This is a genomic window from Roseobacter insulae (assembly GCF_019375555.1).
Classification (GTDB): Bacteria; Pseudomonadota; Alphaproteobacteria; order Rhodobacterales; family Rhodobacteraceae; genus Roseobacter; species Roseobacter insulae.
The window spans coordinates 192,982-215,174 of sequence record NZ_JAHXDN010000004.1; the positions used below are offsets into that span (position 1 = coordinate 192,982).

A 22,193-nucleotide genomic window follows, 5' to 3' on the forward strand; every position below is an offset into this window, starting at 1 on the left:
TAACCGCGATCCGGTCTGACGGGCGATGCGCAGTTCGCACGGGCCATGATTTGAGTGTGTCACGATGTATCTCGATAAATAAGTGTTAGTGAAATTGATTTTCGGTGTCGGAGACTGGGAGGGGGCGCATCCCCCCTCCCAAGGAAAACATCAGGCCATCTCGGAGCAGTGACAGCAATCAGGTTGCCAATCGATCTGCGTCAACATCTCGCTGACCTGAGCGAGAAAGGCATCAACATCAAAGCTCAGCTCTGGCGCGTCAGCAGCTGCCTCATCCTCATCTCTGTCATCAGACGCCGCCACCATCGTGAGGCCCTCGGCCTCATCGTTCTCGCCTTCGATGCCATAGAAGTTGAAGTCTATGGTAACGTCGCGGAAGTTCACGAAGATGACGCCGTCTCCCTCAAGTCCGCAGGCTGCCATGTCTTCTTCGGCGGGATCGTCTGCGTCCTCGTCGGCAGGGGTATCCTCGCCGCCGGCGGTGTCTACCGGGCCTTCTTCGGTGTCGTCGTCCTGCATGTCATCTGCCGCCGGGTCTTCTGTGTCCGCCGTTTCAACGGGCACTTCTTCGGGGGTCTCCGCCGTCTCGTCGCCGTCAACCGAATCGACGGGTTCACCCGCACCGTCTGCATCCGGCGTATCATCGGTTTCCGCCGTATCAACGGGGGGCTCTTCGCCGTCGTCCGGCATGTTCACGGTATCCACTGGCGAGTCGTCGTCGGTAACCTCGGGCACCTCCGCCGGTTCCGCTGTATTAACTGGGTTCGCAACGGCGTCGTCAGGAACGGAGTCGTCCATATCGGACGTGACAACCGGCGTTTCCGTGGCATCCACGGGCGCCGGGTCGTCCGCATCTGTTGTTGCAAAATTCTGGGTGACCATAACGGAATCGAAGGTGCTTCCGGACGTGAAATCTCCCTGTTCGATGCCAATGCCGATTTCATCGAAATTCGGGTTCAGGATATTGGCCCTGTGACCGGGGCTGCGCATCAGGCTATCGTGGATTTGTTCCACGTCGTCTTCGAGGCCCGGATCGCCTCGTTCGCTTTGCCATCCGATGTTTTCGCCAGATCGCCAGGCACCCTCGAATTCGAAACCCGCACGCTCCATGCGATCCGTCGGGCTGGAACCGCCAACGCCTGTATGGGAAAACTGGTTTGAACCGAGCATCCATGAACTATGATCCTCTGATGCGTCGTTCAGCCTGTCATCGAATGTGAGAGGTTGCACGCCAACGGCCGCTCGCTCTTCATTGATCAGGTTAAGCATGAGTTGCTCGAGTGCATTTGCTTGAGACATGATTTCTTCCTTGTTCTGGTGATCTGGCGCCCCTGCCAGAGGGAAACCGGTTTATTGTCCTGCTGCCCCGGTTGGCGCACCATTCTGCGGGCGCATCCCAACTGGATCCGGGCACATGCTGTACCCGGAGAAACGCGCCAGCGACCGGAGTGGGACGCTGACGATTGATGCTGCATAAAGAGGAAAATACAGCGCGAGCGATCATGGTGATACTTCCCTGACCGTCGCGGCGACGCTAATTTGCGAGGTCATTTGCGGTCAAGCAGAGGCCGGGGCCAACCAGATTTCCAGCTTCATTCTGCCGGATACGACCGGGCGTCGGCGTAATCTCGCGACGTGGGGTCTGGCGCAGCAGGAACGCGCCACATCTCTGCGAGGGTTTCGGTAGGAAACTGCTGGCAATACAGGTGTATTCTCGACTGACGGACGTCACAGGAAATTATAATCCATGACGCCGGTGCCTGCGTGCCAATGCTAAACGACGTCACCCCGGGCTTGTTGCCTTCCCGAGAGCTGTAATCGCTCCGGGAAGGCACAGTCGTTTCATTCCGCCGGTTCTGGCGCATTGTCGGGGTTGGTGGTTTGCACCCCAGCACGCTCCCTTTGGCTGTCACGCCAAATGGCTTTCACCAGCGCGATACATTGCAGCACCATCACGATTGAGAAGGGGAAGGCCCCGATCACCATCGCTGTTTGAATGGCCTTGTGACCCCCTGCAATCAGCAACGCTGCGACCACGGCCCCAAGCGCTATGCCCCAGAAATAGATGTGAGGACGTGCCTTGGGGCCTTCATCTCCCGCAGCGTTGATCGTGTTCACGATCAGAACGGCCGAATCCGCTGTGGTCACAAGATAGGTCATCAGCAGAATCACGATGATGACGGACATGATCCAGCCCATCGAAGCGCTTAACATGTGCTGAACCATCGCAAAGATCTTATCGCCGTCAGGGGCGCCGACGATAACCCCATCCGCCGACCCGTTCAGTTCCAGATCAATCGCCGTGCCGCCTGCCCATGTGAACCAGACAAAGCACATCAGGGACGGGACGATCATCGCGCCCAGAACGAATTCGCGGATTGTCCGGCCCTTGGAGATACGCGCCAGGAACAGGCCCACGAACGGCGCGAATGCCACCCACCATGCCCAGTAGAAAACGGACCATCCACCCTGCCAGCCCTCAAGGCTGGTTGCGATCGATCCTTCGACACCATCGCTGCGCCAAACGCGGAACATCATGTCCGGCATCGCAATGAGATAGTCCCACACCCCGAGGATCAACGCCTGAAGCCCAAACCACGTGGACCCGAAGATGAGGAAGAATGCCAAGAGGAAAATGGACAGGCCCATGTTGAGGTTGGACAGCCACTTGATCCCTTTACCAACACCGGACAGCGCTGACATGGTGGATGCACCCATGATCACGAGGATCGCCACGACAATACCCATTGTGTTGGCCGTGCCCGCCTCGTTGGTCAGGCCACCGATGCCGATGCGCGTCAGGCCGGCGACAAACTGTTCGACGCCGAAACCAAGCGTCTGCGCCACGCCGAGAATGGTCGCCACAACCGCCACGATGTCGATCAGGTGACCCAGACCACCCGAGAGCGATTTGCCAAAAAGCGGTGTCAGCGAGGATCGCATCGTCAGTGGCAGGCCACGCCGGTAACAGAAAAACCCCAGCGACAGGCCTGCAATCGCGTAGCACGCCCAGGCGCCTAACCCCCAGTGTAGGAAGGACCACTTGTAGGCATTGCGCACGTTCTCGGCGCTTGATCCCTCAACCAGCCCCTTGATCACTTCCGGGTTGTTGCCCCAGTGATAAACAGGTTCGGCAACCGCCCATGTCAACATGCCAACGCCGATCCCGGCGCCGAACATCATGGAAAACCAGGAGAAATTGGAAAAATCGGGCCTGTCATCCTCGACCCCCAACCGTAGTTTACCCGCCGATGGCCAGAGCGCCAGCCCGATGCAAAGCAGGACGAAAAGCGCGACAATCCAGATGTACCAATAGGCCGTGTTCGACAGGATGAAGCTGTTGATCGTGTCGAGAATTTTGCCGGCCTGTTCGGGGAACACGACCGCCCAAATGACCAGCACGGCGACAATGATTTTCGATATCACCGCGACATGCTTGCTGAATCCTGCATAAAAACCACTTTCAGCGGTTGCGATGGGCAGGTCCATCAGTGGTGGTTTGATTGACATATTTCCCTCACCTGGTTGTTTTGTCCCCGTTTTGCGTCGACGTCTGCGTGCCTACCGAATTCACCGGGGTCGGCCGGCATGAAGTGAGCTTTTGGCACGGGCGCCTCTGCACGACACCCCAAGTCTACGGATCAAAAATCGTTTGATAACCGGCAACATGTACCTGTATGGTTTCCAAAATTGGAAACCTTGGTTTGGCAAAACGCGCGCTCATCTCTGCCCTCGGCGACGTCGATATCCGCCTTCTGCGGATCTTCGTGACCGTCACCGAATGCGGCGGGTTTGCAGCGTCGGAACTGGAGCTGAACATCGGCCGCTCCACCATTTCCAAGCACATCGCCGATCTGGAACTGCGCATTGGTCTCAAGCTGTGCAACCGCGGGCCATCAGGGTTTTCGCTGACATCCGAGGGCGAGCAAGTGCTGCTGGCAACGCGTCATCTGTTGTCAAAGATTGACGACTTCCAGTCCGAAATCGACGACATTCACGCGAATTTGGCAGGTACTCTGCGGGTCGGCATCTTCGATCAATCCAGCACCAATCCGCGTGCCCACATTCATGAAGCCATCCGGCACTTCGACGACGCAGCACCCGACGTCTCGCTGGAAATTGTTCTGGACACGCCGAGTGCATTGGAATCGCGGGTGACGGATGGCGCGCTCGAGCTTGCAATCGTGCCTGTTTACCGGCAGTCGTCATCGCTCAGATATCAGGTGCTCTATGACGAATACATGACCCTGTATTGTGGCGAAAAGCATGAGCTATATGACACCCCGGTCACGGGAAGCCTGAAAGATCTGGATCTCACTCAGTATAAATACGCAGGCTACAGCTTTAACTCTCCGAACATGATGGCAGGGCGCAATCTGGGGTTTGTCAGGGCCGCGCGGGCCAAGGAAGAGGAGGCGCTGGCGCTTCTCATACAGTCGGGCCGTTACATCGGGTATCTGGCAGACCATGTTGCGGAGACCTTCTTCGACAAGGGCAAGGTGCGAAAGATCTGCCCGGATGAAACAAGCTACATGACCAGATTTGGCGCGATCACGCGGCGCAAACCGGAACCCGACAGGAAAACCCAGCGGTTTCTGGAGTGTCTGACGGCTGCGCACCAAAAATCCTGACCGGATCAGACCGACGATGCGGCCTGCAATCACCGTCTCGCAGAGCCGCTCAGGTAATCGGGCAGATGATGTCCGGCACGATGCCGGACCGGTTGATGTAGGGCGTGACATCGCATCCCGCGAACAATCCGAAACTGGTGATCAGGACTGACTTCAACCCGGCGGCGCGCGCGCCCAGGATATCCGTGTGCAGGGTATCACCGACCATCGCAATCCGGTCCGGAGCGATCCCTGACAGTTTCTTTTTGACGTCGTCGAAGGCATTGCCGAACGGCTTGCCGAAGAAATGCGGGGCAATGCCGGCTTCATCAGCCAACTGATGTGCAAAGAACCCCGGCTCGCAGCTCAGCCCGGTTTCGCGCGGGGCCACGATATCGGGGTTGGCAACCAGCAGCGGGCGCGCCTGATCGGTGAGCGCGTATCGGAGAGCGGTGTAGGTTGCCGTGTCCATCGCCGCACTGGACAGAATCAGGAACCCATCCACCTGCGGCTGCGTCTGCGCCGTCCACCGCACCACATCAGCATCAAAATCTGCAAATGTGTCGATCTCGGTGCTGATTGCGCCCCATCGCCCGGTAGTGAGGTGAGTGTCCAATCGGGCGGCACAAACATCTCTGCTGGCGACCACTTCGTCTGCCGAAAAGTCAAACCCCAGGCGGTGGTACTTGCGCAAAGCCGCTGCCCGGGTGTCGCTGGCCGCATTCGTCAGCACCACCAGTTTTTTGCCCATCGCGCGCAGCTGCGCCATGCGTTCAACCGCACCGGGGATCGGCGTCTGCCCAACGTTCAGGACACCAAAGGCATCCAGCACGAATGCATCGACCCGATCCGCCACCTCGGCGAGTGATTTCAGATGATCAGACCTCGCGGGAAATGCCGTTTCCGGCAGGCGACCCCGTACCGCCTCGTAGCGCGCAAACGCCGCATCGGTCGTGAGCGTGGACAGGTACGACATCCGCTCAAATCAGCCGATATTGCCGCGCTTTGTTGCGCAGGAAGGGTAAACCGATGTCCATGACCTCGCGGTGGTCTTCCGCAACCGGGCGCCAGACGGACAAACCATGGGCGATCTCGGGCGGCATATTGACGAAACTTTCCATGGCCAACCCTCCGTCGAACCCGATCGCCGCAAGGGTGGCGAAGATCTCGTCCCAGTCGCATGTTCCCATGCCCGGTGTCCCCCGGTCACTCTCGGAAAGATGGATGTAGCGCAGGTGATCGCGGCCGTCCAGAATGCCATTTCCCGCGCCTTTTTCCTCGATGTTCATATGGTAGGTATCAAGGTGCAGGAACATGTTTTCAGCGCCGACCTTTTCAATCATGGCGACACCCTGCGCAGCCGTGTTGATAAGATGCGTCTCGTAGCGGTTCACAGGTTCAATGCCAAACAGAATACCCGCATCTTGCGCATGGCGCGCCGCTGCACCCAGCGCACGGGCCACGTTGTCGATTTCCTGCTCGGTTGGTGGCAGACCGGAGCGTTCTCCGATACCGCCATAGGTAACTCCGCTCAATGCCAGCGCTCCCATAGCCGCGGTTTTCTCAATGGCGGCTTTCAGGAACTTGACCGCACCATCCGGGTTGTGTGACGCCCAGACGGTCTCTGGCAACCCAAGCGAGCAAACGGCCTTGAGACCTGCCTTTTCCAACAGGTCACGGCTGTGCTCTGCATCGGCAGAGGGCGGATCCAGCAATGCGATCTCTATGAAGTCCATACCGTCGGCAACACCGGCTGCCACCGCGTGCTCGGCTCCGGTCCGGTCCCAACGCATCGTCCACATGCTTGTGTGTACGCCAAATCCCTTCATCAGACGCTTGAATAGCCTCCCTCGATCATCATCAGCGCACCGTTCACCAGATCAGAGGCGGGCGATGCGAGATAAAGCGCCATATCCGCGATTTCGGTCGGTTCGCCAAACCGTCCCAAAGGGGTGGCTGCCAGAAATGGCTCCGATTTTTCAGCGGGGCTCCAGAGCTTCCGCCCCATATCCGTCATCACAACCGTCGGGCAAATGGCATTCACCTGAATGTTGTGCGGTGCAAGCTCGGTCATCAATGCCTTGGTCAGAGCATTCAACCCGCCTTTGGATGCTGCGTAGGCCGCATGATCCGGCAGGGCGATGACGCCTGTTTGCGATGAGATGTTTATGATTTTCCCACGCTTTTGCGCCATCATCCGGGGGGCCAGTTGTCTGGACAGAAGGAAGGGTGCGCGCAGGTTAAGCGCCATCGTCAAATCCCAGTCTTCGACCGCGAAACCGGTTGCCGGGCCGACGATGGCGATGCCCGCGGAATTGATCAGGATATCGATCGTTCCTGTAAGCGCCAACGCCTGTGAGGCCACGCTTTGAACCCCGTCAACCGTCGCCAGATCGGCGGATATCGTGCTGCAGGTTCCACCCGCTTTTTCTATTTCCGATTTGAGTGTTTGGAGCTTGTCTGCGTTGCGACCGGTCGCAATGATCCGCGCGCCGGCCTCGGCAAACACCTTGCAGATCTCCTCGCCGATGCCGGATGACGCGCCGGTTACCAGGGCGGTCTGTCGGCGAATGGAAAAACGTTCCTGCCACCTCTCCATGCCTTACTCCATATTCGTATGGTTGGCGCGCATGTCATCTGCGGACATGCCCGTCACAGCCCGCAGATGCAGGATCAGAATTTCGAAAAACATGAACATGACTGCTTCAAAGAGCGAGCCCATGGGCAATACCGAACCGGACACATCCCGATCATTCGCCATGGTCTGTGCCGGCAAATGCACCACGTAATCTGCGGATCGCGGCACCGCGCCCCCGGGTTCGGCCGTCACGCAAAGGACCTTGGCCCCGGCGCTTCTGGCCTCTTCAACCAGCCCGGCAACGGTTGAAAAACTTCCCGGCCCCGCGCTGACAATCAGCAGATCGCCCGTTGCGATGCGCGGCGTTGTCATATCGCCGACCATATGCGCGTCCAGCCCCATGTGGAACAACCGCATCGCCAAGGCCTTGATCATCAACCCTTCGCGCCCCACGCCATAGAGCGCGATGCGCCGGGCGTTCAGAATGGGCGCTGACATGGCCTCGGCCTGATCGGGAAGCGCCTGGCCGAGCACCGCCGCGACCTCAGCTGTTGCACGACTACCCAGCTCCGATAGTGTCATTCTGCGGCTCCTTTCACTGACCCACCCTTTAACCGCGCCAGGACTGCCGATAAGGCGTCTTCGAACAGACCGGCCTCCTTGAGAAAATCAAGGATCGTGTAGCGGCTGCGAATGTAGGCCGCGGCGCGGATGGTTCTTTCGAGGTGATCTGAGGACACGCCGATGTCGGCCGCGGTGCTGGGCGCGCCAGCGGCCATCAGCATGGATTGCATCTCCTGCGCGCGGAAAAGGTGTTGCTGCATCAAATCCCGTGTCTTGGGCCAGTGGGCACGCACCCTTGCTAACCGGTCCTTATGTGTGGGCAAGTCTGGCCATTTGGCCCGTGTTTCTGCGACCGCTCTGTCAGCGATGCGCGGGTCCGGAATAACACGCGCCAGTTCGGCCAGAGATGTGTCAATATCCGGAGCAGGGGCGGTGATCCGGGACAAATCCTGCGCCAGCAGCCAGTCATAAAGCGCCAGGGATACCATGCATCCAACCGCGACCGCTGCGCCATGGCTGACTTTTATGCCATTGATGCTGTGGCCTTCCATTTCCCACATATGCGCAATTTGATGGTCCGCCCCGGAGGCTGGACGCGATGTGCCATGAAACTCCATCGCGAAACCAACGGCGGTCAGGCCGATGAACAAGCGCGCGCAGGCATCGAAATCACCTGTTGCCAGCGCCTCCGGGCCCGACAGCCAGTCGCGCAGATGGTCCTGCACCAGCGGCCATGCGGTATCGTCGCGGGCCTCGGCGCCAACAAGCTCTGCCAAAAGCCAGTCGCCGCCCGCCGGTGATTTACCCGCCAGATCTCCGTAACCCCAGCCGGTCATCTCCGCGGGCGCATTCGCGATCACGTCGAGGTCGGCCACCAGGGCAACCGGCGCGCGCGTCGGGATGGTGACCTTGAACCCGTCGCGCGCCAGAGGCGCCCCTGCGCTTGTGTATCCGTCCATGGATGCAGCGGTTGCCACGCTGACATACCGCCGGTCCGTCTCAAAGGCTGCGAATTTCACAAGGTCGTTGATCACCCCCGATCCGACAGACACCGGAAAGAGGAACGCGTCAGCCTTCAGCCTGCTCAGGAACGGCGCGGCCTCGTCGACGGATGCCTTGGGCAGCGGGTCATTGGTCAGCACCAGCTGATCGACGGCGAACCCGGATGCGCGCAGACTGTCGCAGACCGCGCTGCCCGCAGCATCGAAACCTGCCTGATCGGCGAACACGATTGCTTTTCGGGTGTCGGTCAGGGCGGCGGTTGCCGGCCCGACATGCGCAATGGCTCCGCGGTCGATGATCAACCGTTCGGTGACGGCGGATTTCGCAACCGCCGGGGCGATCAGCGCGTCGAACTGCACCTTCCAAGCACTCATAAGCGCGCCTCCGCAGGCTGGTTTGAGAGGGTTCTGCCGCTGCCGTCGAACTGGTGAATCCGGTGGGGCGGAAAGTTAACGCTGACGGTCTGACCGGCTTTCGTGACGTCTTCGCCGTCTGTCTTGACGACAAGACGTTCGCCATCGCCGCCTTGCAGGTAAAGATAGCTTTCACCGCCCAACTGCTCCTTGACGGACACTTTGAGATCAAGGTCGCCAGCGCCGGGCGCACCCAGGGCAATGTGTTCCGGTCTGATGCCAAGGCGCCGCGCGCCGTCCAACCGGGAAAGGGCCGCGCCAAACGCCGATCCGGCATCAAAGATGTTCATTGCGGGGGACCCGATGAACCCTGCCACGAACTCCGATGAGGGTCGGTGATACAGGTCCATCGGGCTGCCGACCTGCTCGATCCGGCCCGCATTCAAGACAACGATCTGGTCAGCCATTGTCATCGCCTCAACCTGATCGTGGGTCACGTAGATCATTGTGGCATTCAGCTGATCGTGCAGCGCTTCCAGCTCAACGCGCATCTGCACCCGCAGCTTGGCGTCCAGGTTGGAGAGCGGTTCATCGAAGAGAAACACCTTTGGCTTTTTCACGATGGACCGACCAATCGCCACCCTCTGGCGTTGGCCACCGGAAAGCTGCCCGGGCTTGCGTTCCAGCAATTCGCTCAGTTGCAGGATTTTGGCAGCTTCTTCAACGCGGGTGTGCCGCTCCTGCGCGCCGACCCCACCGACCTTCATGCCAAATTCCATGTTCGCCCGCACCGTCATATGCGGATAAAGCGCGTAGGATTGGAAGACCATCGACACGTCGCGATCCACCGGCTCAAGCTGCGTGACGTCCTTTTCCCCGATCCGGATGGTCCCGCCATCAACTGATTCTAGCCCGGCGATGGTTCTGAGCAGCGTTGACTTGCCACAACCGGATGGCCCGACAAAAACGACAAACTCCCCGTCCGGCACGGTCAGCGACACATTGAAAAGAGCCTGCATTGCCCCGTAAAACTTGTTTATTCCGCTCAATTCAACCGTGGCCAAAGCTTTGTCTCCCTTTGGGTCAAACTACATCTTTATCGGTGACCCATCGACATTTTCATGTTGACTTCTGTGCCATTCATTACATTTGTATGTGATCCGATACAAATGGATGTCAACAGTTTCCGATGGGAGGAACACATGAAATTCAAAAAAATGTTGGGCACCACTGCACTGGCGGCAAGCCTGTGCTTTGGCGCATCGAATGTGATGGCCGACGGCCACGCGTGGAGCCTTGAGAAAGCCGCTGCACCCTATGCTGGCACGACCGTTGATGTCGTGTTTCTGCTGCGCCCCGGGTATGAGGCGATTGAAGCCATGCTGCCGGAGTTCGAAGAAGCGACTGGCATAAAGGTCAACATCATCAAGCACCCCTACGAAAACGCTCTGGGCGAACAAGTCCGCGACTTCGTGGCGGGTGGCGATCTTGACGTGGCGCTGATCGACTTGGTCTGGATCGGCAATTTTGCCGAGAATGACTGGATCGTGCCCCTGGATAAATTCACCTCAAATCCCGAGTTGGCCGATCCTGATCTCGATATGGACGACTTCTTTCCGCTGGTGCTCAATGCCTTTGGCGGATGGAACGGAACTGTCTACGGGTTGCCGGTCGACAATTATTCGGGCCTCTTGTTCTACAATCGCTGTATGTTGGAAGAGGCAGGGTTTGATGGGCCACCTGAAACATGGGAGGAGCTGAAGAACGTCTATGGCCCCGCGCTGACCAAGGACGGCAAATACGCCTACGCGCTGCAATCCAAGCGCAACGAGACACAGTCCGCCGACAGTTTTGCGCGGATGCTGTGGCCGTTCGGCGGCTCATTCCTGAACGACGAATTCAAGTCCAACCTGATGTCGGAGGAAAGCCTCGCCGGTTTGCAGTTCCGTCAGGACCTGATGCAATACATGCCCGATGGAATCGTCGCCTACGATCACGCGGAAACCGTGAACGCCTTTAGCCAGGGCGACGTGGCGATGATCACCGAATGGTCGGCCTTCTATTCCACCGTCGTCAGTCCGGAAACGTCCAAGATCGCGGATTGCGTGGAAATTGCGCCTGAGCCGATGGGACCAGCAGGGCGCAAACCCGCCTTGGGTGGCTTCTCGATGGCCGTGGCCGCACAGGCTGACGATGCGGAGCAAGCTGCGGCTTATCTCTTCATTCAGTGGGCGACGTCGAAGGCAAACGCGGGTGAATACCTGGAACGCGGCGGTGTGCCCGCGCGCAAATCGGCATATGCCGATCCCGCTCTGGCAGAAACCTACAAGTTCATTCCTGCGCTTGTTGAAAGCTGGCAGGACGGTGTGCCTGAGTTCCGTCCGCGGTTTGCTGAATGGCCCGAGATCACCGAGATCGTGCAGGAATGGGGCACCAAGATCATGCTGGAAGAAGTCTCCATCGAGGAGGGTGTGACAGAACTGGGCGCACGCATGGAGGAAGTGCTTGAAGACGCCGGATATTACAGCGGCGACAAACCTCTCGCGCAATAAAGTCAGCGCAACTAGACTGATCGGCGGGGGCGTTCCGGCGCCCCCGTCACTGACAGAAGGTCCGTTCAATGCCCGGCAAAGTCCCCAGAAAGACGATTTTTTCATTCATCGGCCCCTCCGTCATCGCCCTGGCCGTGATCGGCATCGTGCCTCTGCTCTACGCCGCGTGGACCAGTCTGCATTTCTACAATCTGACCAAGCTCAAGAGAGTGAAGTTCATTGGCTTTGAGAATTATTGGGATGTGTTGACCGATTCTGTCTTCTGGGAGGCGATGGGGCGCACCTTCACCCTGCTCGGCATCGCGCTGCCCCTGCAACTGGGCCTCGGGCTGGGAATTGCCCTGATCCTGCACAAACCCGGGCTTACACTCCTGAAAACGCTTGCGCGACTGTCGCTGGTGCTCCCGATGGCGACGACCTACGCCGTTGTCGGTTTGCTGGGTCAGGTGATGTTCAATCAAAAATTCGGGGTGGTGAACCAGTTCCTGTCCCCCTTTGGTGGCGGCAACATCAACTGGATCGGCGATCCGACAAACGCCTTCGCCATGATCATTTTCTGGGACGTCTGGCAGTGGACGCCCTTCGTGGCGCTTGTATTGCTGGCTGGCCTCACCATGGTTCCGGACGAAATCGAGGAAGCGGCGCGGCTGGAAACCAAAAGCTGGTGGACCGTTCTGCGCTACGTTCAACTGCCCTTTCTGATGCCTGGCCTTGTGGCCGTGCTGATCCTGCGCACCGCTGACACGTTGAAATTGTTCGACATGGTCTTCACGCTGACACGTGGAGGACCGGGGTCATCGACGGAACTGATTTCCCTGATGATCCAGCGGGTCGGGTTTCGGGCCTTTGATCAGGGGTTGGCCTCGGCCCAGGCCATCATCCTGCTGATCATCACCATTATCCTGAGCCAGATCTACATCCGCGTCTTCTACAAGGAAGTCTGACCCATGACCACGTCGCGTTCTCTCTGGATCCAAGGCCTTCTGCTGCTGGTTATCCTGCTGGTCTGCGTTTTTCCGTTCTACTGGATGGTGACCACGTCGCTGAAAACACAAGTGGTTGCGCTTGAGAGCCCGCCCGTCTGGCTGTTCGAGCCGACGCTGGCAAACTACCGCGAAGCACTGTTTGACGACGGTGTCCTGCGCACCCTGATCAATTCGCTGATCATCGCGATCAGCACCACGGCCCTTGCGATCGTGCTGGGCGTACCAGCGGCCTTCGCTCTGGCCCGGTTCGAGTTTCGCGGCAAGAAGGATCTGTGGTTCTGGTTCATCACCAATCGCATGGTGTCGCCCATTGTTCTGGCGCTGCCGTTTTTCCTGATCGTGCGCAACCTGGGGATGCTCGACAAACATATTACCCTCATCCTCATCTACCTCACTTTCAACCTGCCCATCGTGATCTGGATCTGCACCGACCAGTTCCGTGGCATCCCTTACGACCTGTACGAGGCCGCGCGGATCGAAGGAGCGTCACAATGGACCATCCTTCGGAAGATCTGCCTGCCGCTGGCGATGCCCGGGGTGGCCGTTTCCGGGATTTTTTCCTTCATCTTCTCGTGGAATGAACTGATGTTTGGCCTCGTGCTCACACGGACCACCGCGAAGACGGCCCCGGCAATGGCGGTGTCATTCATGGAAGGCTACAATCTGCCCTATGGAAAGATCATGGCCACATCCACCCTGATCGTGATCCCGGTGTTGATCTTTGCACTGCTTGCCTCCAAGCAATTGGTGCGCGGCCTGACCATGGGCGCCGTGAAATAGGGAGAGGACAGTTTCATGCCCCGCGCGCCAAAGACCAACACAGTAGACGCCGAGGAGCAGCTTTTGGTGCGATTGGCATGGGCGTGCGAAATGGAAGGCATGACCCAGGCGGCAGCAGCCGACAAGTTCGGCATCACACGGCTGCGGGTCAACAAATCCCTGCGCGAGGCGCGGGCCCGCGGGATCGTGCGCGTGGCGGTGAATTCGGTATACGCGCCCTGCGCCGAGCTTGAGTGGCAACTCTGTGACGCGTTCAATCTCAACACCGCCTCCGTTGCGCCCATCGCTGGCGAGCAGTTTGATCTGCACACGATGATCGGATCATCCCTGGGTCAATATCTTGCCAGCTACCTCAGTCAGAAAACCGTCAGGCTTTTCGGCATGTCATGGGGCAACACGCTCAACATGGCGACGCGTTTCATGCAGCCGATCAACCGGCCTGATCTCGAAATCATCTCCGTCATGGGTGGGCTGTCCAAGGGATCGGACCTCAACAGCTTTGAAATCACCACGCGTCTGGCGGATCTGTGCAATGCGGAACACAGCTATTTCACAGCGCCGATTTACGCCGGTTCACGGGAAAGCCGCGATATCCTTGTAGCCCAGGATGTGTTCCAATCCACGATCGAGAAAATTCGCATGGCCGACGGCATTGCACTTGCCGCAGGCGATATGCAGAAATCGCTTCTGATCAAGGATGGCATGCCCCCGGACATCGACCTGGAAAGCATCCGCTCCAGCGGTGCGGTCGGGGACATCATGGGATATTTTCTGAGCGCAAACGGCGATCTGGTGGATCACCCGATCAACGAACGCGTGCTCGGGTTGGAACTTGACGATCTGGATCAGATTTCCAACGTCATTCTGGCGGCAGGCGGCCCTAACAAGGTGCCGATCATTCGCGCTCTTCTCGCCCGCGGCTGCGTCGACACGTTGGTGACGGATGAACACACGGCACAGGCGGTTCTGGACCCGGCGGCATGAGCATATTCGCGGGAGTCGATCTTGGCACCTCCGGCATCAAGGTCGCGCTGATCGATGCGGAAGGCACCTGCCGCGCCCAGGCATCCCGCCCCTGCGAGGTTGACCGTCCGCACCCCGGCTGGTCGCAACAAGACCCTGATCTGTGGTGGCAGCTGACCGCAGCAATTTTCGATGAACTGTCGCAATCGCATACCGGGCTCATGTCAGAGGTGGCGGGAATATCCCTGTCGGGCCAGATGCTGGGATCGGTCCTGCTGGATGACAGCGACAATCCCGTGGCTCCCTGTCTTTTATGGAACGATCAGCGGTCGTTGGCCGAGTGCAGGACCCTGCTGGAAAGGGTCCCGGATATCGGCTGGCGAACAAATGGTCAGCCTGATCCCGGCCTGACGGCACCCAAGCTGTTGTGGATGGCGAAACACTGGCCGGACGCCTTTGACAAGGCAGATATCCTGATGCTGCCAAAGGACTACGTTCGCCTCAGGATGACCGGAGCGCGGGCCAGCGATTTTTCCGATGCCTCGGGCACGATGATGTTGGACTGCGCCACCTCGCAGTGGGACAACGCCCTGATCGAGGCAGCCGACTGGCATGCCAGTAAGTTGCCGGAACTCTTGCCCTCTTTCGCCGACGCCGGGCACCTACAGAGCGCGCTGTGCACACGCTGGAACATGCCGGGCACGGTGGTGGTCGCCACTGGATGCGGTGATAATTATGCGGGGGCACTCGGCGTGGGAGCTGCCCTGCCGGGGGACGCGGCATTGAGCATTGGCACCTCGGGCGTGTTGTCCGCTGTTGACGACCGGTTCCGCCCCAACCCTGATCACGCTGTCCTGACCACCCCCCATGCCGCGCCCGATACCTATCTGTCCATGGGTGTGGTGATGAGCGCGACCCAGTCGCTTGATTGGCTTGCGAGCCTGACGGCAACTCCGGCGGCAGAGCTTGCGGCAAAGGCGGCCGAACGGGTGGCAGTGCACGGGCCGGGCAATTGCCCCGTGGCCCGTCCCAGCCTGACTGGCGTACGCACGCCCGACAATCGACCGGACGCTCTGGCCGCTTTATCGGGCATCTCTGCCGTGTCGGACAAGGTTGATCTGGCGTATGCGATCATGGAAGGGGTCGCCTTCCAGTTCTACGACGCCTATCTGGCGCAAACCCGGTCCGGTGTACCGGTCGAGCGTATGACAGCGGTTGGCGGCGGCGCGAAATCGACACTCTGGGTGCAACTGATCGCAACCTTAATGGAGACCGATATCGTGATCCCCGCGCACGGAGATATCTCCGCCTGTATCGGGGCGGCCAAACTGGCGCAATCTGCGGTCATGCCAGATCAGACGACCACGATCCTGCGGCGCAAACAACCGGTTGCCAAAACCGTGCGGCCGAACCCTGACTGGCACGACGCGCTGCGCGAGCGGCACCAAAGGTACCGCGACCTGCCCTTTCACGGGTAACCGGCGCAGCCCGCCCCCGCCGCCCCGGGCGCACACACGACCAAACACATTCGCGATACCTGCCGCGGTCTCACGATCTCTTTAATTGCAGTTGTTCGCGCCGGGCTTCAGCCTGACGACAGCTAAGGAGATTTCGCAATGGATATTTCACGGCGTCATTTTACCGCGCTGGCGCTTGCGTCAGGAGTTGTTCCCGGCACTCTGGCAGCGCAGGATACAACCTTACAGGAAGCGCTGGATGCACAGGTCTTTGGCACCACCTCCGAGTACAAGGCAGGCCTGAAGCTGATTGCGGAACGCGGCAACCCTGACATGGCAGCCGGGCTTATTCGTGCATTGAGATTCACGGACGGCCGCCGCAAAGCCATTGGCAATGTGCTGGAAGAGATCACAGGCGAACGCCATGGCACCAGCTGGTTTGACTGGATGCTCTGGCAGGAAAAAAACCCGCAGATTATCCCGCACCCCTCGCACATCCGGTTCACTCGTCGGCTGTTGCTACAGGTCGACCCGAATTTTGCTGATTTTTTGCGCCCAGAATACCTCGCCCGGGACAGGATGCGGATCAGGTTGGAGGAGATTGCCTGGGGTGGCGTGCAAAAGGACGGCATCCCGTCGCTCGACCGCCCAGACCTTATCGCAGCGCAGGAAGCCACTTACCTGCGCGGGTCCGATCTGGTCTTCGGCGTCGCGATAAACGGCGACGTCCGCGCCTATCCCCTGCGGATCATGGGATGGCACGAAATGTTCAACGAGGTGATCGGCGGCGTGCCCGTCGCCCTCGCCTACTGCACGCTCTGCGGATCGGGCATCCTGTTTGAAACGCGCCTCGCGGGCCGGTCGAAACCACTGGTCTTTGGTTCCTCCGGCTTCCTTTACCGCTCCAACAAGCTGATGTTTGATCGTGAGAGCCATTCGCTCTGGAACCAGTTTACCGGCAAACCCGTCGTTGGGCCGCTCGCGGCATCGGGCATCGAACTCAGGCAGCGACCGGTGGTCATCACGACATGGGATAACTGGACAACCTCTCACCCGACCTCGAAGGTTCTCTCCCTGAACACCGGGCACCGGCGCAACTATGGTTCCGGAGTTGTTTATGCCAATTACTTTGCCTCCCCCGACCTGATGTTTCCGGCCCAGGTGGATCAGAGTGAACATCGCCAAAAGGATTACGTATTCACGATCCGTCAGTTCGGCGCGGCGCGGGCATGGCCCCTCGCTGCCTTCAAGAAAAAACCTGTGATCCACGATGCAATCGGCAGTACTAACCTGCTGTTGCTTGGCAGCGAGGAGACACGAAGCGTGCGTGCCTACGAGCGTGGCGAGATGTCATTCGTGCTGTCAGATGGGGCTCTGAAAGCCACCGACGGATCGACATGGATCATCACCGAAGATGCCGTTATCGGTCCGGACGGGTCCCGCCTGCCCCGTGTCGCCGGGCACATTGCCTATTGGTTCGCATGGGACAACTACCTCGGCGGCGTGGCGACGGTCTACAAAGGCTGAAGCACGGCCCTGAACCCTGTGCTGTCCGGGCGTTTCGAAATTGCATTGCATGGGCGCGGCGGGATGGGAGCGCGATGGCTGATCCTGATCACAACGTCCCTGACCGTCGCGCAGTTGTGACCGGAACCCGTTGCTGACCCGTGTCGGTCAGGACTGAAGCCTGCCGAATGAGACGCCGGTGATCAGCTGCCGCAGCCCAAAGGCCGCGCCGGCGAAGATGGACGCAAAAACCAACGGGGCGTTCAACGTCAGGAGCGAAAACGCGGAAATGCCCTGTCCGATGGTGCAGCCCATGGCGAGTATTGCGCCAAATCCCATGAAGACCGCGCCAAGAACCTGCCGCTTCAGCTCACGTGGGTCTTCGCATGCCTCCCACCGGAAGTGACCTTTGACGAGGCTGCCGATGAACGCGCCGGTCAAAACGCCAAATACGGAGCCAACACCGAACGTGAGCCCGCCGCCGCTGGAGGTCATCAGAAACAACAGCGTTTCACCCAAGGGGGAGGTAAAGCTGTGACTGTTGACTGCGGATGCGCTGAACCCGGTGCTGGCCACCCATTGCGTGCCCGCCCAGCCGCTGACCACGGCAGCGCCCACAAGGCTTCCCCACAGGAGGGCCTTGGGACTGCGCAGAAAGTCGCGTGACCACAGCGCCACCACGGTGATGAGGGCGCTGATTGCCAGCCCCAGGCCCGCCACGGGTGCACCGGTCAGCATGCTGAGGCCCTCTGGGTAGCTTCGGATTTCCACAGGTATTTCCGTCAGATCAAGGCCGATCAGACGCAGGTGCGCCAAGGGGCCCGACAGCATGATGTAGGCGCTGATGCCCATCACCAGCACGATCACGAAGGACCGCAGATCGCCCCCACCGAAACGCGCCAATGCCCCGAACCCGCAATTGCCGGCCAGCGACATGCCATAGCCAAACATCAGCCCGCCGACGATCGCCAGGGCGGGTGACCATGGGGCCAGATGATAGATGCTTTGTGCCGGGTCCAGCGCGCCGGCGGCAACAAGTGTGAAGGCGCCGAAGCCCGCAACACCGATTGCCAGCAACCACATGCGCAGGCGAATATCACTGCCCTGATAGAGGAAATCCTCGATCGCGCCCAATGTGCAAAACCGGCCCAGACGTGCGGCAAGCCCCAGAACGACCCCACCTCCAAACCCGATCAGGGCCAACAGGCCCGCATCTGAAATACTGTTCAGCATAGATCATCTCCTGCAGGTCCACGGGCGTAACTAAACGCTTTACCCGTTCTTGCAGAAAAGGTCGTAGACCACGTCAAGTATCTGAATGGCGCGCTCATCTGTCAAACTGTAATAAATCGCCTTGCCCTCACGGCGCGGCGTGACAAGCCCTTCTGTGCGCAACCGCGACAGTTGCTGAGAGACGGCGGCCTGGCGCGCGGAGAGCAATTCCTCCAGTTCGGTGACGGATTTCTCCCCGGTCGCCAAATGGCACAGAATCATCAGCCTGCCTTCGTGGCTGATGGCCTTCAGGAAGTTGGATGCGTTGCACGCACTTTCCATCATGCGCTCCATGTCGGCCTCGGACATGTCTTTAGTGATCACGGGAAGTGACATTTTAGGTCGGGTATCCAGCATTTCTCTGATCCTCTTACCTTTTCAGCGACCAGATGGCAATTTGAAGACGGCGCGGCGCATTGGGGTTCAGTGCATGTCGCCTAAGATTTGATCTTTGTTTCAGCCGCGTGGGCATCCAGCAACTTTCCAAGCAGGAACCAGAAAAACTCGTCACCGGCGTAACCCTCGATACGCCCAAGCTCTTTGCCATCCTCCACCAGCACAAATGTCGGCGTAAAAACCGGTCGCGATACAAAGGTGATGTCATCGGGCAAATCATGCAGATCAACCCGGCGCAGGGGCGCCCGCCGACCTTCATCGGTCTTGGGATAGATATGCGCGATGTCCTCGTTCCACCGGGCGCACCAATGGCACCCGTGCTGCTCCACCATGACGAGGTCGGCTGCCATCAGGGGCCAAGGCGTAAAGCTCAGTATCAGGGTTGCCAGCAGGCTTTTCATCCCGGTTCCAATTGACGAACTGTTCAAACATATAATATCTTGAATATGTAATCTGCACAAGCACCAGGACAAGCCGAGATGTTTGACGTCACATTATTTGGGGCTTTTCTGGGCGGGCTTATCGTATTTTTTTCACCCTGCGTTCTGCCGATTGTGCCGTTCTACCTGAGCTATATGGCGGGCGCATCGATGTCGCAGATCAGCGCCGAGGGTACGCTCGCACCGGGCCTGCGCAAGCGGGCGTTTCTGGCGTCGATCATGTTTTCGCTGGGCATCATAACCGTCTTCGTTCTGCTGGGGGCCGCGGCCTATGGGCTCAGTCAAAGCTTTCGCGAAGCCCAGACGGAATTCAGGCTTTTCGCCGCGCTGGTCGTGTTGGTTATGGGGCTGCATTTTCTGGGCGTGCTGCGGATCGGCATCCTCAACCGCGCCTTCCACATGGACGCAGGTGACACCAAGAACATGTCCGTCCTCGGGGCTTATGTCGTTGGTTTTGCCTTCGCCGCAGGGTGGACGCCCTGTGTCGGAGGCGTGCTGACCGCGGTTGTGTTTACCGCCAGCACAGAGGCGACCGCGCTGCGCGGGCTCGTCCTGCTGCTGGTCTTTGGAGTGGCGATGACCACCCCCTTCGTGATCGCCTCGCTTTTCATCGGGCCGTTTCTGAGGTTCGCTGCCCGGTTCCGCCGCCATTTGCCGAAGGTCGAAAAGGCCATGGGGCTGCTACTGATCCTGTTCGCCGCGCTGATCGCCACCGACAGTGTCAACTATATTGCCCAGTGGTTGCTGCAAACCTTTCCTGCCTTTCAGAACATTTAGGGAGACTGCCACATGAGACGCCTGATACTTCTTCTGTCGATGATCGCTTTGCCTGCCTTTGCCGCGGAACTTGGTGATGACGGGCTGCACAAGACCGACTGGATGCGCGACACTTTCAAAGACCTCACTGAAGATCTCGCCGAGGCCAATGACGAAGGAAAGCGGTTCGTGATCATGGTCGAGCAACGCGGTTGCGTCTACTGTACCAAGATGCACGAGGAAGTTTTCCCGCGTGAGGATATCGCCAGCTACATCCGCGAGAATTTTTTTGTTGTACAGTTGAACCTGCACGGGGACACCGAGGTCACTGACTTTGACGGCGACGTCCTGTCCGAAAAACAGGCCGCCCGTAAATGGGGCATTCTGTTCACCCCCTCGATTCTGTTCCTGCCCGAAGAAGTCGGCGATGACGCCACCGCGCAATCGGCGGCTGTGGCCCTGATGCCCGGGGCGTTTGGCGCCGGCACGACACTGGATATGTTCACATGGGTCAATGAAAAACGATATGCGCTTGATTCAGAGGAAGATTTCCAACGCTACCACGCACGCCGCATTCAGGAGCGGGCCGATGGATCTACGGATTGACAGCCGAACAAATTCACAAACCGGAATTTGACCTTGATCAATCGCGTTTTTGTGTCCTATGGTATGCGAAATATTGAATGTGTTTGGGAGGACGCATGGAACGCACTTTTTTAGCAACTTTGGCCCTGACCTTATCGACCCTTGGTTTGAGTGCCGGAGAAATTGCGCCAACGGCGGTGACTTTCGTGGATGGCAGCGTTGAGGCGTCTCTCACCGGTGTGGCCGGTGATCCGACAAGGGGCCGCGAAATCGTCGGCAACAAGTCGATGGGTAACTGCGTGGCCTGCCACGAGGTCAGTGACCTGTCCGATGTGCCCTTTCACGGTGAAATCGGACCCATGCTCGACGGAGCAGGAGAGCGCTGGAGCGAGGCGGAGCTTCGCGGGATCGTGGCCAATGCCAAGATGATGTTCGAGGACAGCTTGATGCCCTCGTTCTACAAGACAGAAGGGTTCATCCGGCCGGGCAAAGCCTATACCGGAGAAGCAGCGGACGATACATTCGGTCCGCTCCTGACAGCCCAGCAAATCGAAGACGTGGTGGCCTATTTATCCACGTTGAAAGAATAACGCCCCCTGAACGGGATCAAAGGAGGTTCTCGCATGGAACTGACAAGACGAAATGCAATTCTCATGGGGTCAGGCGCCATTTTGGCCGCCGGTTTGCCCCTGCGCGCCTGGGCGGTCGGTGAAGAAGCCATCGCAGCCTTCACCGGTGGCGCCCCGGTCGGTGAGGGCGACATCACCCTGACCGCACCGGAGATCGCGGAGAACGGAAACACCGTTCCGATCGAAGTCTCGTCGGGCTCTGCTTCCGAGATCATGGTGCTGGCCCTCGGCAACCCTACGCCAAGCGTCGCGACGTTCAAATTCGGCAAGCTGGCAGGATCGCGTGCCGCGTCGACCCGGATCCGTCTGGCGGGCACGCAGGACGTGGTTGCGATTGCCAAGCTGGAGGACGGCTCTTTCGTTCAGGCCAAGGCGACGGTGAAAGTCACAATCGGCGGCTGCGGCGGCTAATCAGGAGAGAATGACATGGCAAAAGGTGTAAAACCCCGCGTTAAAGTGCCCAAGACCGCCGCTGCAGGCGACATCATCACGATCAAGACACTGATCAGCCACAAGATGGAGTCCGGCCAGCGCAAGGATGATGATGGCAACGTGATCCCGCGCTCGATCATCAACCGTTTCACCTGCGATTTTAATGGTGAGAACGTGGTTGACGTGACGCTGGAGCCGGCGATTTCGACAAATCCTTACCTGGAATTCGAGGCGCTGGTGCCGGAAGCCGGTGAATTCACGTTCACATGGTACGACGACGATGGCTCGGTCTACGATACGTCGAAAAAAATCGCGATCGAGTGATCTGTTTT

23 protein-coding genes are annotated in these 22,193 nt (G+C 59.0%); 12 read left to right on the plus strand and 11 right to left on the minus strand.

The genetic code is table 11. The features are described from left to right. Window positions 1-150: 150 nt before the first annotated feature. Both KX928_RS15130 and KX928_RS15135 read right to left on the minus strand, forming a co-directional pair. Window positions 151-1,299: a CAP domain-containing protein gene (locus KX928_RS15130; RefSeq protein WP_219504315.1), complete on the minus strand. Its 1,149-nt coding sequence runs from the start codon at window positions 1,297-1,299 to the stop codon at window positions 151-153. 543 nt (window positions 1,300-1,842) lie between these two features. Next, window positions 1,843-3,510: a BCCT family transporter gene (locus KX928_RS15135; protein ID WP_219504317.1), complete on the minus strand. Its 1,668-nt coding sequence runs from the start codon at window positions 3,508-3,510 to the stop codon at window positions 1,843-1,845. A 167-nt stretch (window positions 3,511-3,677) separates the two neighbouring features. On the opposite strand from KX928_RS15135, the gene KX928_RS15140 reads away from it, so the two are divergent. Further along, complete coding sequence (locus tag KX928_RS15140) at window positions 3,678-4,631, plus strand: LysR family transcriptional regulator (RefSeq protein WP_219504319.1); 954 nt, start codon at window positions 3,678-3,680, stop codon at window positions 4,629-4,631. A 49-nt stretch (window positions 4,632-4,680) separates the two neighbouring features. Here the strand turns inward: KX928_RS15140 and KX928_RS15145 are convergent, their stop codons facing one another. The 6 genes from KX928_RS15145 to KX928_RS15170 are packed head-to-tail and all read right to left on the minus strand — an operon-like array spanning window position 4,681 to window position 10,171. Continuing rightward, the gene (locus KX928_RS15145; RefSeq protein ID WP_219504328.1) at window positions 4,681-5,586 is read right to left on the minus strand and encodes an HAD-IIA family hydrolase; all 906 of its coding nucleotides are present in this window, start codon (window positions 5,584-5,586) and stop codon (window positions 4,681-4,683) included. 4 nt (window positions 5,587-5,590) lie between these two features. Continuing rightward, entirely contained in the window at window positions 5,591-6,403 is an 813-nt protein-coding gene (locus KX928_RS15150) for a sugar phosphate isomerase/epimerase family protein (protein WP_257883824.1), read from the minus strand. A gap of 35 nt (window positions 6,404-6,438) precedes the next feature. After that, complete coding sequence (locus tag KX928_RS15155; RefSeq protein WP_219504331.1) at window positions 6,439-7,209, minus strand: SDR family NAD(P)-dependent oxidoreductase; 771 nt, start codon at window positions 7,207-7,209, stop codon at window positions 6,439-6,441. 3 nt (window positions 7,210-7,212) lie between these two features. Continuing rightward, window positions 7,213-7,770: a 6-phospho-3-hexuloisomerase gene (hxlB, locus tag KX928_RS15160; protein ID WP_219504334.1), complete on the minus strand. Its 558-nt coding sequence runs from the start codon at window positions 7,768-7,770 to the stop codon at window positions 7,213-7,215. Further along, window positions 7,767-9,128 (minus strand): sn-glycerol-1-phosphate dehydrogenase, encoded by a 1,362-nt coding sequence (locus KX928_RS15165; protein ID WP_219504337.1) that lies wholly within the window; start codon window positions 9,126-9,128, stop codon window positions 7,767-7,769. Before KX928_RS15165 ends, hxlB begins: the two co-directional genes overlap by 4 nt. Further along, the gene (locus tag KX928_RS15170; RefSeq protein WP_219504340.1) at window positions 9,125-10,171 is read right to left on the minus strand and encodes an ABC transporter ATP-binding protein; all 1,047 of its coding nucleotides are present in this window, start codon (window positions 10,169-10,171) and stop codon (window positions 9,125-9,127) included. The genes KX928_RS15165 and KX928_RS15170 overlap by 4 nt, the downstream gene beginning before the upstream one ends. Before the next feature lie 138 nt (window positions 10,172-10,309). Here KX928_RS15170 and KX928_RS15175 point away from each other — a divergent pair, with 138 nt between their 5' ends. The 6 genes from KX928_RS15175 to KX928_RS15200 all read left to right on the plus strand — a co-directional run bounded on the left by KX928_RS15175 (window position 10,310) and on the right by KX928_RS15200 (window position 17,372). Next, a complete protein-coding gene (locus KX928_RS15175) occupies window positions 10,310-11,659 on the plus strand; it encodes an ABC transporter substrate-binding protein (protein WP_219504342.1) in 1,350 nt (449 codons plus the stop codon). A 68-nt stretch (window positions 11,660-11,727) separates the two neighbouring features. Continuing rightward, window positions 11,728-12,603: a carbohydrate ABC transporter permease gene (locus tag KX928_RS15180; RefSeq protein WP_219504344.1), complete on the plus strand. Its 876-nt coding sequence runs from the start codon at window positions 11,728-11,730 to the stop codon at window positions 12,601-12,603. Between the two features lie 3 nt (window positions 12,604-12,606). After that, complete coding sequence (locus tag KX928_RS15185; RefSeq protein WP_219504346.1) at window positions 12,607-13,425, plus strand: carbohydrate ABC transporter permease; 819 nt, start codon at window positions 12,607-12,609, stop codon at window positions 13,423-13,425. A gap of 15 nt (window positions 13,426-13,440) precedes the next feature. Further along, window positions 13,441-14,409 (plus strand): sugar-binding transcriptional regulator, encoded by a 969-nt coding sequence (locus tag KX928_RS15190; protein WP_219504348.1) that lies wholly within the window; start codon window positions 13,441-13,443, stop codon window positions 14,407-14,409. Next, the gene (gene xylB, locus KX928_RS15195; protein WP_219504350.1) at window positions 14,406-15,866 is read left to right on the plus strand and encodes a xylulokinase; all 1,461 of its coding nucleotides are present in this window, start codon (window positions 14,406-14,408) and stop codon (window positions 15,864-15,866) included. Before KX928_RS15190 ends, xylB begins: the two co-directional genes overlap by 4 nt. Window positions 15,867-16,004: 138 nt before the next feature. Beyond that, entirely contained in the window at window positions 16,005-17,372 is a 1,368-nt protein-coding gene (locus KX928_RS15200) for a DUF3179 domain-containing protein (protein ID WP_219504352.1), read from the plus strand. A 147-nt stretch (window positions 17,373-17,519) separates the two neighbouring features. On the opposite strand, the gene KX928_RS15205 is transcribed toward KX928_RS15200, so the two are convergent. From KX928_RS15205 to KX928_RS15215, 3 genes are all read right to left on the minus strand, one after another. Beyond that, on the minus strand, window positions 17,520-18,584 hold the full coding sequence (locus KX928_RS15205; protein ID WP_219504354.1) for a YeeE/YedE family protein: 1,065 nt from the start codon (window positions 18,582-18,584) through the stop codon (window positions 17,520-17,522). A 39-nt stretch (window positions 18,585-18,623) separates the two neighbouring features. Beyond that, window positions 18,624-18,959, minus strand: a complete 336-nt coding sequence (locus KX928_RS15210) for an ArsR/SmtB family transcription factor (protein WP_219505075.1) — start codon at window positions 18,957-18,959, stop codon at window positions 18,624-18,626. A gap of 101 nt (window positions 18,960-19,060) precedes the next feature. Beyond that, on the minus strand, window positions 19,061-19,420 hold the full coding sequence (locus tag KX928_RS15215; RefSeq protein WP_219504356.1) for a hypothetical protein: 360 nt from the start codon (window positions 19,418-19,420) through the stop codon (window positions 19,061-19,063). A 78-nt stretch (window positions 19,421-19,498) separates the two neighbouring features. Between KX928_RS15215 and KX928_RS15220 the strand changes: the two genes are divergently transcribed. The 5 genes from KX928_RS15220 (at window position 19,499) to soxZ (ending at window position 22,185) form a co-directional block, all read left to right on the plus strand. Continuing rightward, window positions 19,499-20,236 (plus strand): cytochrome c biogenesis CcdA family protein, encoded by a 738-nt coding sequence (locus tag KX928_RS15220; RefSeq protein ID WP_219504357.1) that lies wholly within the window; start codon window positions 19,499-19,501, stop codon window positions 20,234-20,236. 12 nt (window positions 20,237-20,248) lie between these two features. Beyond that, on the plus strand, window positions 20,249-20,821 hold the full coding sequence (locus KX928_RS15225) for a thioredoxin family protein (RefSeq protein WP_219504359.1): 573 nt from the start codon (window positions 20,249-20,251) through the stop codon (window positions 20,819-20,821). A 95-nt stretch (window positions 20,822-20,916) separates the two neighbouring features. Further along, window positions 20,917-21,390 (plus strand): sulfur oxidation c-type cytochrome SoxX, encoded by a 474-nt coding sequence (soxX, locus tag KX928_RS15230; protein ID WP_219504360.1) that lies wholly within the window; start codon window positions 20,917-20,919, stop codon window positions 21,388-21,390. Window positions 21,391-21,423: 33 nt separating this feature from the next. Continuing rightward, on the plus strand, window positions 21,424-21,840 hold the full coding sequence (soxY, locus tag KX928_RS15235; RefSeq protein WP_219504362.1) for a thiosulfate oxidation carrier protein SoxY: 417 nt from the start codon (window positions 21,424-21,426) through the stop codon (window positions 21,838-21,840). A gap of 15 nt (window positions 21,841-21,855) precedes the next feature. Next, complete coding sequence (soxZ, locus tag KX928_RS15240) at window positions 21,856-22,185, plus strand: thiosulfate oxidation carrier complex protein SoxZ (RefSeq protein WP_219504363.1); 330 nt, start codon at window positions 21,856-21,858, stop codon at window positions 22,183-22,185. The last annotated feature ends 8 nt before the right edge of the window (window positions 22,186-22,193 follow it).